Source organism: Sphingobium lactosutens (genome assembly GCF_013393185.1).
Taxonomy (GTDB): Bacteria; Pseudomonadota; Alphaproteobacteria; order Sphingomonadales; family Sphingomonadaceae; genus Sphingobium; species Sphingobium lactosutens_A.
In genome coordinates this window covers 270,651-284,045 of record NZ_QJQX01000037.1, presented here as the reverse complement: position 1 = coordinate 284,045, position 13,395 = coordinate 270,651, and the positions used below count along the sequence as shown (strand labels likewise).

11 protein-coding genes are annotated in these 13,395 nt (G+C 64.1%); 3 read left to right on the top strand and 8 right to left on the bottom strand.

From position 1 onward, the window contains the following. Entirely contained in the window at positions 1–930 is a 930-nt protein-coding gene (locus tag DM806_RS08965; RefSeq protein ID WP_179042879.1) for an electron transfer flavoprotein subunit alpha/FixB family protein, read from the bottom strand. Further along, the gene (locus DM806_RS08960; protein ID WP_179042878.1) at positions 927–1,676 is read right to left on the bottom strand and encodes an electron transfer flavoprotein subunit beta/FixA family protein; all 750 of its coding nucleotides are present in this window, start codon (positions 1,674–1,676) and stop codon (positions 927–929) included. Before DM806_RS08960 ends, DM806_RS08965 begins: the two co-directional genes overlap by 4 nt. A gap of 131 nt (positions 1,677–1,807) precedes the next feature. On the opposite strand from DM806_RS08960, the gene DM806_RS08955 reads away from it, so the two are divergent. Both DM806_RS08955 and DM806_RS08950 read left to right on the top strand, forming a co-directional pair. Further along, positions 1,808–2,581 (top strand): FadR/GntR family transcriptional regulator, encoded by a 774-nt coding sequence (locus DM806_RS08955; protein ID WP_179042877.1) that lies wholly within the window; start codon positions 1,808–1,810, stop codon positions 2,579–2,581. 64 nt (positions 2,582–2,645) lie between these two features. Then, a complete protein-coding gene (locus tag DM806_RS08950; protein WP_179042876.1) occupies positions 2,646–3,836 on the top strand; it encodes a CaiB/BaiF CoA transferase family protein in 1,191 nt (396 codons plus the stop codon). Between the two features lie 36 nt (positions 3,837–3,872). Here the strand turns inward: DM806_RS08950 and DM806_RS08945 are convergent, their stop codons facing one another. Further along, entirely contained in the window at positions 3,873–5,012 is a 1,140-nt protein-coding gene (locus DM806_RS08945) for an acyl-CoA dehydrogenase family protein (RefSeq protein ID WP_179042875.1), read from the bottom strand. A 153-nt stretch (positions 5,013–5,165) separates the two neighbouring features. Here DM806_RS08945 and DM806_RS08940 point away from each other — a divergent pair, with 153 nt between their 5' ends. After that, positions 5,166–6,398: a LysR family transcriptional regulator gene (locus DM806_RS08940; protein WP_179042874.1), complete on the top strand. Its 1,233-nt coding sequence runs from the start codon at positions 5,166–5,168 to the stop codon at positions 6,396–6,398. A 23-nt stretch (positions 6,399–6,421) separates the two neighbouring features. On the opposite strand, the gene DM806_RS08935 is transcribed toward DM806_RS08940, so the two are convergent. The 5 genes from DM806_RS08935 to DM806_RS08915 all read right to left on the bottom strand — a co-directional run bounded on the left by DM806_RS08935 (position 6,422) and on the right by DM806_RS08915 (position 13,368). After that, entirely contained in the window at positions 6,422–7,909 is a 1,488-nt protein-coding gene (locus DM806_RS08935) for an aldehyde dehydrogenase family protein (RefSeq protein ID WP_179042873.1), read from the bottom strand. Between the two features lie 17 nt (positions 7,910–7,926). Then, a complete protein-coding gene (locus DM806_RS08930; protein ID WP_179042872.1) occupies positions 7,927–9,552 on the bottom strand; it encodes a GMC family oxidoreductase in 1,626 nt (541 codons plus the stop codon). Beyond that, on the bottom strand, positions 9,549–10,898 hold the full coding sequence (locus DM806_RS08925) for an MFS transporter (protein ID WP_256869173.1): 1,350 nt from the start codon (positions 10,896–10,898) through the stop codon (positions 9,549–9,551). The genes DM806_RS08930 and DM806_RS08925 overlap by 4 nt, the downstream gene beginning before the upstream one ends. Before the next feature lie 75 nt (positions 10,899–10,973). Further along, positions 10,974–11,906 carry a PDR/VanB family oxidoreductase gene (locus DM806_RS08920; RefSeq protein ID WP_179042871.1) on the bottom strand — a complete coding sequence of 311 codons (933 nt, stop codon included), beginning with the start codon at positions 11,904–11,906 and terminating at the stop codon, positions 10,974–10,976. 148 nt (positions 11,907–12,054) lie between these two features. Further along, positions 12,055–13,368 (bottom strand): Rieske 2Fe-2S domain-containing protein, encoded by a 1,314-nt coding sequence (locus tag DM806_RS08915; RefSeq protein ID WP_256869172.1) that lies wholly within the window; start codon positions 13,366–13,368, stop codon positions 12,055–12,057. Positions 13,369–13,395 lie beyond the last annotated feature (27 nt).

Here is a 13,395-nt window from a genome sequence, read left to right as displayed (position 1 = left end):
TTACAGTTTTTCGGTAAGCTCGGGCACGATCTTGAAGAGATCGCCGACGAGGCCGATGTCGGCGACCTGGAAGATCGGTGCGTCCTCGTCTTTGTTGATGGCGATGATGGTCTTGGAGTCCTTCATGCCGGCGAGATGCTGGATCGCCCCGGAGATGCCGACCGCGACATAGACTTCGGGCGCAACGATCTTGCCGGTCTGGCCGACCTGATAGTCGTTGGGCACATAGCCCGCGTCGACAGCGGCGCGGCTCGCACCGACCGCCGCGCCCAGCTTGTCCGCCAGCGGGAAGATCACTTCCTCGAAGGTCGGGCCGTCCTTGAGCGCACGGCCGCCCGAGACGATCACCTTGGCCGAAGTCAGTTCCGGACGCTCCAGCTTGGCGATTTCGGCGCCGACGAAGGAGGAAAGCCCCTTGTCCCCGGTCGAAGCAACCGCTTCCACCGTGCCGCTGCCGCCTTCCCTGGCCGCCTTCTCGAAGGCCGTGCCGCGCACGGTGATGACCTTCCTGGCGTCCTTCGACCTGACGGTCGCGATCGCGTTGCCGGCGTAGATCGGCCGGGTGAAGCTGTCCTCGCTCTCGACCGAGAGAATGTCGCTGATCTGCATCACGTCGAGCAGAGCCGCGACACGCGGCGCGATATTCTTGCCGTTGCTGGTGGCCGGCGCGACGAACGCGTCGTGGCTGCCCATCAGCTCGACGATCAGCGGCGCGACATTCTCGGGCAGCGCATGGCCGAAAGCCGCGTCGTCGGCGACATGGACCTTGCCCACGCCCGCGATCTTGGCGGCTTCCTCGGCCACGCCGCCAACGCCTTGCCCGGCGACCAGCAGATGCACTTCACCCAGCTTGCCAGCGGCGGTGACGGCGGAAAGGGTGGCGTCCTTGACGGCGCCGCCCTCATGTTCAACCCACACAAGCGTCTTCATGCGGCAACTCCCAGAGCTTTCAGCTTCGCGACCAGTTCATCGACATCGGCGACCTTCACGCCCGCCGAGCGCTTGGGCGGTTCGGCAACCTTGAGCGTTTCGAGGCGCGGCGCAATGTCGACGCCATAGTCAGCAGGCGCCTTGGTCGCGAGCGGCTTGCTCTTCGCCTTCATGATGTTGGGCAGCGAGGCATAGCGCGGTTCGTTGAGGCGCAGGTCGGTGGTGATGATCGCCGGGGTGTTGAGCTTCACCGTCTCCAGGCCGCCATCGACTTCGCGGGTCACGCTGACCTTGTCGCCCTCGACCTCGACCTTGCTGGCGAAGGTGCCCTGCGGCAGGTTCAGCAGCGCGGCGAGCATCTGGCCGGTCTGGTTGCTGTCATCGTCGATCGCCTGCTTGCCCAGGATGATGAGGCCAGCGCCTTCCTCTTCCTGCACCTTGGCGAGCAGCTTGGCCACGCCCAGCGGTTCAACCTCATTGTCCGTCTGGATCAGGATCGCCCGGTCCGCGCCCATGGCAAGTGCGGTACGCAGCGTTTCCTGCGCCTTCGCCACGCCGATCGACACCGCGATCACCTCGGTCGCCACGCCCTTTTCCTTCAGGCGAATGGCTTCCTCGACCGCGATCTCGTCGAACGGGTTCATGCTCATCTTCACGTTCGCCAGATCAACGCCCGTCCCGTCCGCCTTCACCCGAGGCTTCACATTATAGTCTATCACCCGCTTTACGGGCACAAGGATCTTCATCTCCAACATCCTCCTTTAATGGTAGGACCATTAAAAATATAAAGGTTGTTGTCAAGCAAGTTGGTCCATCCATTGCCGAATGAAGTGGAGGGAGCTAGCGTCAGCTTTCCTGTTCGAGAGGTTTATCCGTCATGAAAACGTCGTCTCCCGCTCCCAGCTTCGCGCCGATCAAGACGCAGCGCGCCTTCGAGGTCATTTGCGAGCAGATTCGCGGGCAATTGGCGGCAGGCACGTTGAAAACCGGTGATAAACTGCCGGCGGAGCGCGAGCTGGCGGCGGAGTTCCAGGTCAGCCGCAGCGCCTTGCGCGAAGCGCTGCGCAGCCTGGAGGTGGCGGGGATCATCCGTAATGTGAAGGGCGTGAAGGGCGGAGCGTTCATCCAGTCGGCCGAACCAGACCGGATCGTACAAGCGATGCAGGATTATGTTCACCTCGGCAATGTTTCGCTTGATGAGCTGACAGAGGCACGGCTGGCGACGCAGGATATCATTGTCAGGCTGGCTTGCGAACGGGCCAGTGAAGCGGATTTCGCTGAGTTGGAGGCTATTGCGGAACGAACCCGACAGGAAAATGGTGTCGAGGCGCGCTACGAATGTGCCGCCGATTATTATCGGGTTTTGGCACGCGCGACCAAGAATCGCATGTTCGGCATTTTCGTGGACTCGCTTTCCGCCATTCTGCACGAGTTCGTGCAGGGGCCGGACTATGAGACTTTGCAGGAGGCGCTGATCGAATCCCGCTTCAAGCTGGTTCGGCATTTGCGGGCGCGCGATGCGGACGCCGCTGCGGTGGAAATGCGCAAGCATCTGGAACGGGTCCATCGCCATGTCCGCAAAAATCTCAAAGCGCAGGATGCCCCGGCAAAGGTCGGGAAAGCACGCGCGAAGGGCGCGCGCCCAGATTGACCGCCTGCAAACGCCATGCGATAGGTAGGACCATTAAATATTTCTGGTCTATCGAGGATGAGGCATGGCTGAGGAACAGGCAGCGACAAAGGGCGACGCCCTGGCAGGCGTAAAAGTGCTGGATTTCACCAGTGTGATGGCGGGGCCGTTCGCGACACGGATGCTGGCTGATCTGGGCGCGGATGTAGTGAAAGTGGAATCGCTGGAAGGCGATCAGGTGCGTGCCCGACCGCCGGTGCGCGATGGGCATAGCGCCTATTTCGGCCATCTGAACGCAGGCAAGCGGTCAATTGCCTGCGACCTCAAATCGCAGGAGGTCCGGCGGCTGATTCTGGAACTGGTGAAACGGTTCGATGTGGTGGTGGAAAATTTCCGGCCTGGTGTGATGCAACGCTTCGGGCTGGATTATGCGACGCTGGCAGCCATCAACCCGCGGCTGATTTACTGCTCGATCTCCGGTTACGGGCAGGAGGGGCCGAAGGCGCATCATCCTGCCTATGCGCCGGTGATCCATGCGGCGAGCGGCTTCGACATGGTCAATCTCCATTATCAGGATGATGCCGAAAGCCCTGCGACCGGGGGTATTTTCGTGGCTGATGTTTTGGGCGGCACCCATGCATTCGGTGCGATCCAGACAGCGCTCTATCAACGGGAAAAGACCGGGAAGGGGCAGCATATCGACCTGTCGATGCTGGAGGCAATGGTCGGCATGCTGGTGTTCGAAGTGCAGGAAGCGCAATTTCCCGGCGGCGCGCGGCGGCCGCTCTATTCCCCACTGCGGACCAGTGACGGCTTCATCATGGTTGCGCCGACCAGTCCGCGCAATTTCGAGCAGTTGAGCGATGCGGTCGGTCATCCCGAATGGCGCAACGATCCCCGTTTTCGCACCAATGCCGATCGGAACGCCAATTGGGCGACATTGCTGGGCCTGACCGAGCAATGGACTATCGAGCGGACATCGGCGGAGGCGGAGGCGATCCTGTCCAGCCATGGCGTGCCATGCGCGCGCTATCGGGACATGGCGGAGGTGCTGGATGATCCGCAGCTTGCCGCGCGGGAGGCATGGACGACGATCCATGATGCAGCCGGTCCCTATGCCGTGCCCAATCCGCCGTTCCGTATGAGCGGATCGCGGGCGCAACCGCGCGATCTGGTGCCGGAACTGGGCGAACATGGCGCATCGCTGCTGCGCGAGGAATTGGGATTGTCCGATGATGCGCTCGCGGATCTGCGGACGGCAGGGCAACTGATCTGACGATTGGGGGAGGGGAAATGCCCTCCCCCTTTTCGCTTAACGCAGCAGTTCGCGCGCGATGGTGTTGCGCTGGATTTCCGAGGACCCTTCATAGATCCGCGTGATGCGGATGTCGCGATAGAGGCGCTCGACCGCAAAGCCGCGGCAATAGCCGTTGCCGCCGAAAATCTGGACGGCGGTGTCGACGGTACGGCTGCCCGCTTCGGTTGCGAACAGCTTGGCCATGGAGGCTCGTTCGCGGCTCTTGTCGCCCTGATCGTAACGCCAGGCGGCGTCGAGCAGCATCAGGCGGGCGGCGCGCATGTCGGTCGCCATATTGGCCAGATAGTGGCGGATCGCCTGGAATTCGGAGATGACGCCGCCAAAGGCCGGGCGGACCTTCGATTCCTCGATCGCCAGTTCCAGCGCATATTCGCCCATGCCGACCGCCGTGGCGCCGACATTGATGCGGCCTTCATTGAGGCCTTCGAGCGCGTAGCGGAAGCCCTGGCCCTCTTCGCCCAGAAGCGCGTCGGCGGGCACCTGACATTCGTCGAAGCTGAGTTCGAACACGCCGGGCGATGCGGTGCCCATCAGTTCGATCGTGCCGGTGACCGAGAAGCCGGGGGTGTCGGCCGGCATCAGGAAAGCGGAGATGCCGTTGCGGGCGCCCGCTGCCTTGTCGGTATAGGCATAGACGATGACATATTTCGCCTTCTTCCCGTTCGAGATGAAGGTTTTGCTGCCATTGATCCGCCAGCCGTCGGCATTGCGGACGGCGGTGGTGCGCATCGACCCCGGATCGGAGCCGCTATTGGGTTCGGTCAGCGCGAAGGCGATCGGGATTTCGCCGGTGGCCATGCCGGGGAGCAGGGCAGCGCGCTGTTCCTCGCTGGCATGATAGATGATGTTCTTTGCCCCCGGCCCCATCAGCGGACGCAGTTCGGTCCAGAATTGGGGAGGAAGGCGGGCGAGTTCTATCTGCACTGCCGCCTGCGCCAATGCGCCGAGGCCAAGGCCGCCATAGGCTTCGGGCAGGGCCATGCCGAAATAGCCATTGTCGACCAGCGTCTGGCGGACGATCGGCGGGACCATGCCGGTTTCCTGAAATTCGACCTCATAGGGCAGCAGGTCACGCACAATGGTGCGGGTGACGTCGCAAAATTCCTTGATATCGTCGGGCAGTTCGAAATCCACGGGGCTTCCCCTCCTATATGAGTGAGACAATGAGTTGGACAGCTGAATCGCTTTTTCGTCATTAATGGTCCTACCATTTGATAAATGGTCAGTCCATTCAAATCTTCTATCCCTGCTGGCGTTCCTGTCGGCAGGCATTAGGATGCAGCGCTGATGTCCACCGACCCGTTTGATCTCAACCTGCGGCACCTGCGCGCCCTGCTCGCGATCCGGGAGCATGGCGGCATCACCGCCGCAGCCGACGCGGTCAGCCTGTCGCAGCCGGCATTGACGCAGGGGCTGGCCAAGCTGGAGCGGCAGTTCGGATACACGCTGTTCGAGCGGCGATCGGGCGGCATGGTCGCGACTCCGATGGGAGAGATCGTGATCGAGCGTGCGCAGGCGGCTTTGGAACATCTGTCGGCTGGGGCGAAGGGCCTGTCGGCGGTGTTCCTGCATCCCGAGCGACTGATGACGATGACACAGTTGCGCGCCTTTCTGGCGCTGGCGGAGGCGGGGAGTTTCGCGTCTGCCGCGCAGGGCACCGGCCTGTCGCAGACGGCGGTGCATCGCGCGGTCGGCGATCTGGAGCAGATGATCGGCGGCAAGCTGGTCGAGCGGCGGGGACGCGTGGTGTGGCTCAATCCGGCGGGCAAGCGGCTGGCGCGGGGCACACGGCTGGCTGTGGCGGAAATTTCGGCGGCGATCGCGGACCTGGGGCTGGATAGCGGCAGCGGCAGCGAACTGATTGCGTTCGGTGCGCTGCCGCTGTCGCGGCCCTATCTGGTGCCGGCCGCGATGGGCCGGTTGACGCGGGAGGAGCCGCGCGCGGCGTTCAAGGTGCTGGAGGGCAGCTGGCGCGAACTGGTCGAACCGCTGCGCGATGGCGTGATCGACATGATTGTAGGTGCCTTGCGGCCTTATGAGATTGCCGACCTTTACCAGATGCCGCTGGTGGAGGACCGGCTGGTGATCGCGGCGGGCAGCGGGCATCCGCTGGCGCAGGTCTCGGCGCCGACCATGGCGCAACTGGCTGCCTATCCCTGGATCGTCGCGCCCGCCAATTCGCCGCTGCGCGAACAATGGCAGCAATTGTTCGCCGATCAGCCACAGCCTCCGACACCGATCGAATGCGGATCGGTGATGATTATCGGCCGGCTGCTGACCGAAGGGCATTTCCTGACCCTGTTGTCGCCCGATCAGGTGGCGTTGCAAATCCGCAGCGGATTGCTGACGCAGGTCGGCCCGCCACTGGAAACCAGCCGTCGCCTGGTTGGCATCACGACGCGCCGTAGCTGGCGCCCTACCGCTATCCAGCGGCGGTTTCTGGATCTGGTGAAGGATGCGGCGACGCGCCGTGTGGAAGAAGCGGAGGTTGTGGGGTTGCGCGGGGAGGGCTGGGTCTAAGCGCCTGTCCGCGCGCGCGCCTCTCAATCCAGCTTGATCCACACCGCCTTGGTTTCCAGATAATCCTCGATATGGTGCGGACCGGACTCCCGGCCGAAGCCGCTCATGCCATAGCCGCCGAAAGGGACGCCGGGGTCGAGCATCTGGTAGCAATTCACCCATACCGACCCGGCCCTGATCCCGCGCGCCATGCGGTGCGCGGTGGCGAGGTCGCGGGTCCATACGCCGCTGCCGAGGCCAAAGGGGGTGGCGTTGGCACGCTCCAGCACGTCCTCGACGGTGTCGAACGAGAAGGCGGACAGGACCGGGCCGAAAATCTCTTCCCGCGCGATCGTCATGTCGTCGGTGACATTGTCGAAGATGGTGGGGGCAAGGAAATAGCCGTTGTCATAACCGGCGCCGGACAGGCGGCCGCCGCCGGCCAGCGCGCTGGCGCCTTCCGCCACCGCGCTGTCCATGAAGCCCAATATCTTGTCCATCTGAAGCGCGGAAACGACCGGGCCGATCTGGGTTTCCGGGTTCAGCGGGTCGCCAACCTTAATCGTTTTCGTAAAGGCGGCGAGCCGCTCCATGAACTCGGCGCGGATCGAGGACTGGACGAAGAGGCGGGTTCCGGCAGAACAAATCTGGCCCGAATTGGCGAAGACGGCCATGGCGGCGGCGGGCACCGCCTTGTCCAGGTCCGCGTCGGCAAAGACGATATTGGGGGACTTGCCGCCCAGTTCGACCGTGACCCGCTTCATGGTGGGGGCGGCGGCGTGCAGGATCTTCTCGCCCACGCCGGTCGACCCGGTGAAGGCGATCTTGTCCACGCCGGGGTGAGAGGAGAGCGCCGCGCCGGCATCGCCCATGCCGGTCAGAATGTTGATGACGCCTTCGGGCACGCCCGCCTCAAGGCACAGTTCGCCAAAGCGCAGGGCGGACAGCGGCGTCTGTTCGGCCGGCTTCATGACGAGGGTGCAGCCGCTGGCGAGGACCGGGCCGGCCTTCCACACGGACATGCCGATCGGGCCGTTCCAGGGGTTGATCGCCGCGACGACGCCGATCGGTTCCTTCAACGTATGGGACAGGACATCGCCGGGCGCGCTGTTGTCCAGTGTTTCGCCGGCGATCAGCGTCGCCTGGCCCGCATAGTAGCGCAGCAAGCTACCGGCGCGCGCCTTGCCCAATATGGTGCGGCTGTAGGGTGCGCCGAGGTCCAGCGTGTCGAGCATCGCCAGTTCCTCATAATGGGCCTCCACCAGATCGGCGAGGCGCAGCATGATGCGTTGCCGTTCCGCGCCTTTCATGCGGCCCCAGGGACCGGAGAGCGCGGTGCGGGCTGCCTGGACCGCGCGGTCGACATCCGCCGCATCGCCCTGCGCCACCAGCGCCAGCAATTCGCCAGTGGCGGGATTGCGGGTTTCGAACCGCTTGCCCGACAAGGCCGGCACGCGCTGGCCGTCGATCAGCATATCCTGTTCGGGCCGATCGAGTAGGGCGGGGCGAGGCGGGATGGTGGTGATGGTCATAAGTCTCTCCGGGCCGGTCAGGCGGCGATATTGGATCGAAGGGCGTCTTCGAGGATGAAGCGGGCGGCGCGCTCGGCGATCATCATGGTAGGGGCGCTGGTGTTGCCGCTGATGATTTCCGGCATGACCGATGCGTCGACCACGCGCAGGCCGGCAACGCCGCGCACGCGCAGGCGATTGTCGACAACAGCCATGGGGTCGCTGTCTGGCCCCATCTTGGCTGTGCCGGTCGGGTGGTAGGCGGTGTTGACGATCTGGCGCAGGGCGGCGTCGATCTCCGCGTCGCTCTGATGCTGGGCACCGGGTTCGATTTCCGCGCCGGTCATGGCGGCCAGCGAGGGCTGAGCGAAGATATTCCGGGCTTCGCGGAAGCCGGCGATCAGGGTCTTCATGTCATAGGGGTCGGCGAAGAAATTGGGGTCGATGACCGGCTTGTCCTCCGGCCGGTTGGTCGCCAAGCGGACCGATCCGGCGCTTTTGGGGCGGAGCAGCTGGATCAGCGCCATATAGCCGTGGCGGCGCGGGACCGAGCGGGCGTCGATCTTCAGCCCGACTAGGAAGGTGATCTGGATATCCGGCCGGCCGCTGCCATCGGTGCAGAGGAAGCCGCCGCATTCGGCGACGTTGGACGCCAGCATGCCGGTGCGGTTGAAGAGGTAGCGGAAGGGGCTGGCGAGGATGCGGGGCAGCGCCTTGGGCGAGATGGCGTAGGATTCACCCGACGGATTTTCCATCGCGACATGGACGGTCGGATGATCCTGCAAATGCTGGCCGACGCCGGGGAGGTGATGGATGAGGTCGATGCCCATGTCGCGCAGATGATCTTGCGGACCGATGCCTGAGAGCATCAGCAGTTGCGGCGAGTTGGTCGCGCCGGCGCACAGGATGATCTCCCGTCGGGCGGTGAGGATGCGGCGGGCGCTGTCCTTCTCGATCTCGATGCCGCTGGCTCGGCCGCGATCGAAGAGGATGCGGCGGACCATGGTTTCGTCAAGGACGGTCAGATTCTCGCGATGGAGCGCCGGATGGAGAAAGGCGCGGGCGCTGGAGAGGCGGGTGCCGTTCCGCTGGTTGAGGTCGTAGCGGCCAAAACCGTCCTGCCGCTCGCCCGCGAAATCAGTGTTGCGGTGATGGCCGGCCTGTGCGGCGGCATCGACGATGGCGGTAGCGATCGGGTTCCAGCTTTTGGGCTTTTCGACGTCCAGTTCGCCGCCCTTGCCGTGCCAGGGCTGGTCGGGACCGTGATAATTTTCCACCGCCTTGAAGGCGGGGAGGACGTCGTCATGGGCCCAGCCGGCATTGCCTGCGTCCGCCCATGCGTCATAATCGGCCTTCTGCCCGCGAATATAGACGCCGCCATTGATGGCGCTGCATCCGCCGAACAGCTTGCCGCGCGGGAAGTTGATCTGGCGGTTATTGACGGCTTCGTTGCCGGCCAGCGACTGTTTCCAATTATATTTTTCGTGCGGCAGCAGGAAGATATTGCCGACCGGCATGGCGGTCTTGACGTTGACGGGCCAATTGCGGTCGGACGGGCCGGCTTCGATCAGGGCGACGCGGTTCGCCGGATCGGCGGACAGGCGGTTGGCCATCAGGCTGCCGGCGGATCCGGAACCGATCACGATATAGTCATAGTCGCTCATGCGCGTACATCCTGTCGGCCGAGCCGGGGGACATGACCCCGCACGGCGATGAAACCAAGGGCGTTGACCAGCATCAGGGCGGCAAGAACGCCGAAGAAACCCATATTGCCGCCGCCGATCAGGGAGGCGCCGGCGACCGCGCTGACGATCGCGCCGGCGCGGCCGGCTGCGCCCATCAGGCCCAGGCCGCGCGCGCGCACGGCGGTGGGGAAGGCGTGCGCGCCGACTGCGAACATGGCCGACTGCGCCGCGCTGGCGAACAGGCCGAGCGCGCCGAGAGCGGCGAGGACTGCCGGTTCGTTGCGGCCGCCGTCGATGGACAGGAGCGCCAGCAGCGCGCAGACGCCCGCGCCGGTGATCGCCATCAGGATCAGCGTGGGGCGCGATCCGAAGCGGATGATGGCGAGACTGGCGAACATGGCGCCGATCGTGCCGCCCAGGTTGAAGCTGGTGAGGCCGAGGCTGGCGGTCTGGAGACCGAAGCCGGCGCTGAAGAGCATGGTCGGCGCCCAGTTGAACATGAGGTAAATCATGAACATGCCCGAGAACATGGCGAGGCTGAGCGCCAGGCTGTCCCGCAGCATTGTGCCTTTCAGCAAGGCGCTGAAGGGGGTGTAGGGCGCTTTCCCATCCACCTTCTCCGCCGGTTGGACGGAGGCCGGATCGGGATGGGCGATGCGGCGCAGGATCGCGTCCAGTTCCGCGCGGCGATCGGGCCGTTCGGCGAGATAACGGGGCGATTCCGGCAGGAGGAACCAGAGCAGGGCGACGAAGGCCATGGTGAGCAGGCCGCCCAGATAGAAGAGCCAGCGCCAGCCCAGCACAGGAAGGATGGCAGCAGCCGCGACGCCGCCCAATATGCCGCCGATCGACACGCACACCACGCCGAAGGTGACGGCGACGCTGCGCCAGCGGGCGGGGGTGAATTCGGCGATCATGGCGCTCGCCGTGCCGGGCACGCCGCCAAGGCCGACGCCTGCCAGCGTCTTGAGGACGGCGACATGCCAGAGTTCGACCGAAAAGCCGGTGGCGAGCGTCGCCACGCCGAAGATGGCCACGCCGATTAGCAGCGCGCCGCGCCGGCCGAACCGATCACCGATGAAGCCGGATGTCAGCGTACCCACCGCCATGCCTACGAAACCCAGCGCAAAGACGAAACCCAGCGCATCGCGGCTGATTTGCCATTCCTTCAACAGGGACGGGGCGGCGAGGCCGAGCATCTGATTGTCCAGACCGTCCAGAACGACGGTCGCGGCAATCATCAGCACAGCCCATACCTGAAAGGAGGACAGGGGCAAGGCGTCCAGCATGCCCTTGCCTTCCGGCTCCAACGCGATCCCTGCCAAACGGCTTCTCCTCGATGGGCTTTTGCCCTGTTATCCTTCTTCGCTGCCCACTACCCATGGGCTGCGCGCTTGCCCTTATATGTCCAGCACCAGATTGGCGGTCTTCGCGCCGGAGCAGCAGACCATGATGAGTTTGTTCGCGGCCTTTTCCTCATCGGTCAGGAAATGGTCGCGATGGTCGGGCACCCCGTCCAGCACCTTGACCTGGCAGGTGCCGCAAATCCCCTCCGAACAAGCGAAGCCGATATCGACGCCCGCCATCAGCAACGCGTCCAGCATCGTTTCGCCTTCCTCGACCGCGATGGTCTTGCCGGTCCTGGCCAGTTCCAGCGTGTAGCCGCCTTCGGTCGCCAGTTCGGTTTCGGCGGAGAAATATTCGATATGGGCATGGCCCTTCGGCCGGTCGGCATTAGTCGCGACGAAAGCGTCCAACATGCCGGTCGGGCCGCAGCAATAGAGATGCGCGTCGGCCGGGGCACGGCCACAAATGGCCTTCAGGTCCAGCCGCTGGCCACCGGGAAGGCCGTCATAGGCGATTTCGACCTGCCCATATTCTTCGACCCGGTCGACATAGGCGGCGCGATCCGGGGTGGCGGCGACATAATGGAGTTCCCAACTTCGGCCGAGCTTCTCCAGCCGCGCGATCATCGGCAGCATGGGGGTGATGCCGATGCCGCCGGCGACCAGCACCGTGTGGCTGGCATCCTCCACCATCGGGAAGTTGTTTTTTGGCTCCGACATCTCGACGATCTGGCCGACGCGCCATTTTTCGTGAATGTGGCGCGATCCGCCGCGACCGTCGATCGCATGGTGGACAGCGATTTCATAATAGCCGCGAATGGCGGGATCGTTGACCAGCGAATAGCTGCGCGCCAGCCCCTTTTCGAGTTGGAGGTCGACATGGGCGCCGGGTTCGAACGCGGGCATCATGCCGCCGCCGACCGGTTCCAATATATAGCTGTTGATCCCTTCCGCTTCCCAACGGATGGTCCGGATACGTACCTGCATCACACTCTCCCCTCGGCGCGATGCGTCTCTTGACCCGGCCGGTGCGCGATGGATAGGCGCCCGGTGCGGATCGCAATGCGTCTCGTCACCTTATGTCCCTTCATTCGGGGCAAGCCGGCACATGGATCGTGCCGGCCGCCGGTCTGGTTCACTCCGCCGCCTCGACCTTGGCGGGCCAGCGAACGGCCTTTGCCAAGGCCGTTTCATAGGCATTTTGCAAGCTGTCGCTGGGGTCGTGCAGGAAGGAGCCTGCGCGGGCGCGGTAGAAGACGTCCGGATTTTCGATACCCGGCGGCACTATGCCCTTGTTGGCGAAGGCGCGGGCGGCCAGCAGTACGCGGCGGCGGACACGGGCGATCATCTGGTCGGTCGGGGCCAGATTTTCGAAGCTGTGATCGGTGATCGGCCCCATGCTTTCGGTCACGGCCTGATCCTGCATCGTGATGTTGGGGATGCCGGTGAACTGGTGGCCGTTACGCTGCGATTCCCGGTCGATCGCCCAGTCGTTCGCTTCGCTGTCGGTCGAGCGCCAGCGGCCGAACCAGTCGGTGGTGTTGGGGGCATAACTGATCTGGTCGAACAGCGGTGTGCCGTCCTTCAGCGTCGAATTATAGGCCGGGTTGCCTGCATCCACGCCGCAGGTGATGTCGAACAGCATCGAATGTTCGTCGTCCATCGGCACCCAGGCGCGGGCGATGGCGCGGGTGGCGAAACGGTTGTTGGGCGTCTGCGTCCACATCGGGAACATATAATGGGCGACGCGCCAGCTCATCTGGCCATCGTCATTGGGGCGATAGCCGCCATACATGACGCCCCAGTCGGACTGGGCTACTTCATATTCCGGTGCGCGATCCAGCACGGTCGGGCGCATCGGATGATCGGGTTCCAGATCGTCCGCCTCGATCCCGCCGACATGCAGGAAGCCAACATGGCTGGTGTCGATGTCGCCTTCCAGCGCCTGGAGCCAGTTGCAGTCGCGCTGCAGGCACCAGATTTCGGCGTCCGGGTGCATCGTCGCCTCGATTTCCGGCAGCGGCGGCGGGTTCGCCTGATCCTGCCCCATATAGACCCAGATCAGGCCGTTGGCCTCATGGGTCTTGTACGCCTTGGCATGAACCTTTTCCTTGAAATCCATGCGGGCGGGGACGGACGGCATGTCGACGCACTTGCCGTCCACGTCGAACTTCCAGCCATGATAGACGCAGCGGATGCCGTTCTGCTCGTTGCGGCCGATGAAGAGCGAGGCGCAGCGGTGCGGGCAGCGATGGTCCATGATGCCGACCCGGCCGCTGCTGTCGCGAAAGGCGATCAGCTTTTCGCACAGGATCATCAGCCGGACCGGATCGCCGTCGCTCTGCACTTCGGACGAGAGGCAGGCGGGCAACCAATATTGCCGCATGAAATTGCCCATCACGGTTCCGGGACCAACTTTGGTCAGGTCTGCGCTATCACTGGACTGCATGGTTCAGGCTCTTCCTACACTACCCTG

Excerpts from the sequence above, each read along its gene's own strand:
- DM806_RS08965 (WP_179042879.1), bottom strand. The coding sequence starts at position 930 with ATGAAGACGCTTGTGTGGGTTGAACATGAGGGCGGCGCCGTCAAGGAC.
- DM806_RS08960 (WP_179042878.1), bottom strand. The coding sequence starts at position 1,676 with ATGAAGATCCTTGTGCCCGTAAAGCGGGTGATAGACTATAATGTGAAG.
- DM806_RS08955 (WP_179042877.1), top strand. The coding sequence starts at position 1,808 with ATGAAAACGTCGTCTCCCGCTCCCAGCTTCGCGCCGATCAAGACGCAG.
- DM806_RS08950 (WP_179042876.1), top strand. The coding sequence starts at position 2,646 with ATGGCTGAGGAACAGGCAGCGACAAAGGGCGACGCCCTGGCAGGCGTA.
- DM806_RS08940 (WP_179042874.1), top strand. The coding sequence starts at position 5,166 with ATGTCCACCGACCCGTTTGATCTCAACCTGCGGCACCTGCGCGCCCTG.
- DM806_RS08935 (WP_179042873.1), bottom strand. The coding sequence starts at position 7,909 with ATGACCATCACCACCATCCCGCCTCGCCCCGCCCTACTCGATCGGCCC.
- DM806_RS08930 (WP_179042872.1), bottom strand. The coding sequence starts at position 9,552 with ATGAGCGACTATGACTATATCGTGATCGGTTCCGGATCCGCCGGCAGC.
- DM806_RS08920 (WP_179042871.1), bottom strand. The coding sequence starts at position 11,906 with ATGCAGGTACGTATCCGGACCATCCGTTGGGAAGCGGAAGGGATCAAC.
- DM806_RS08915 (WP_256869172.1), bottom strand. The coding sequence starts at position 13,368 with ATGCAGTCCAGTGATAGCGCAGACCTGACCAAAGTTGGTCCCGGAACC.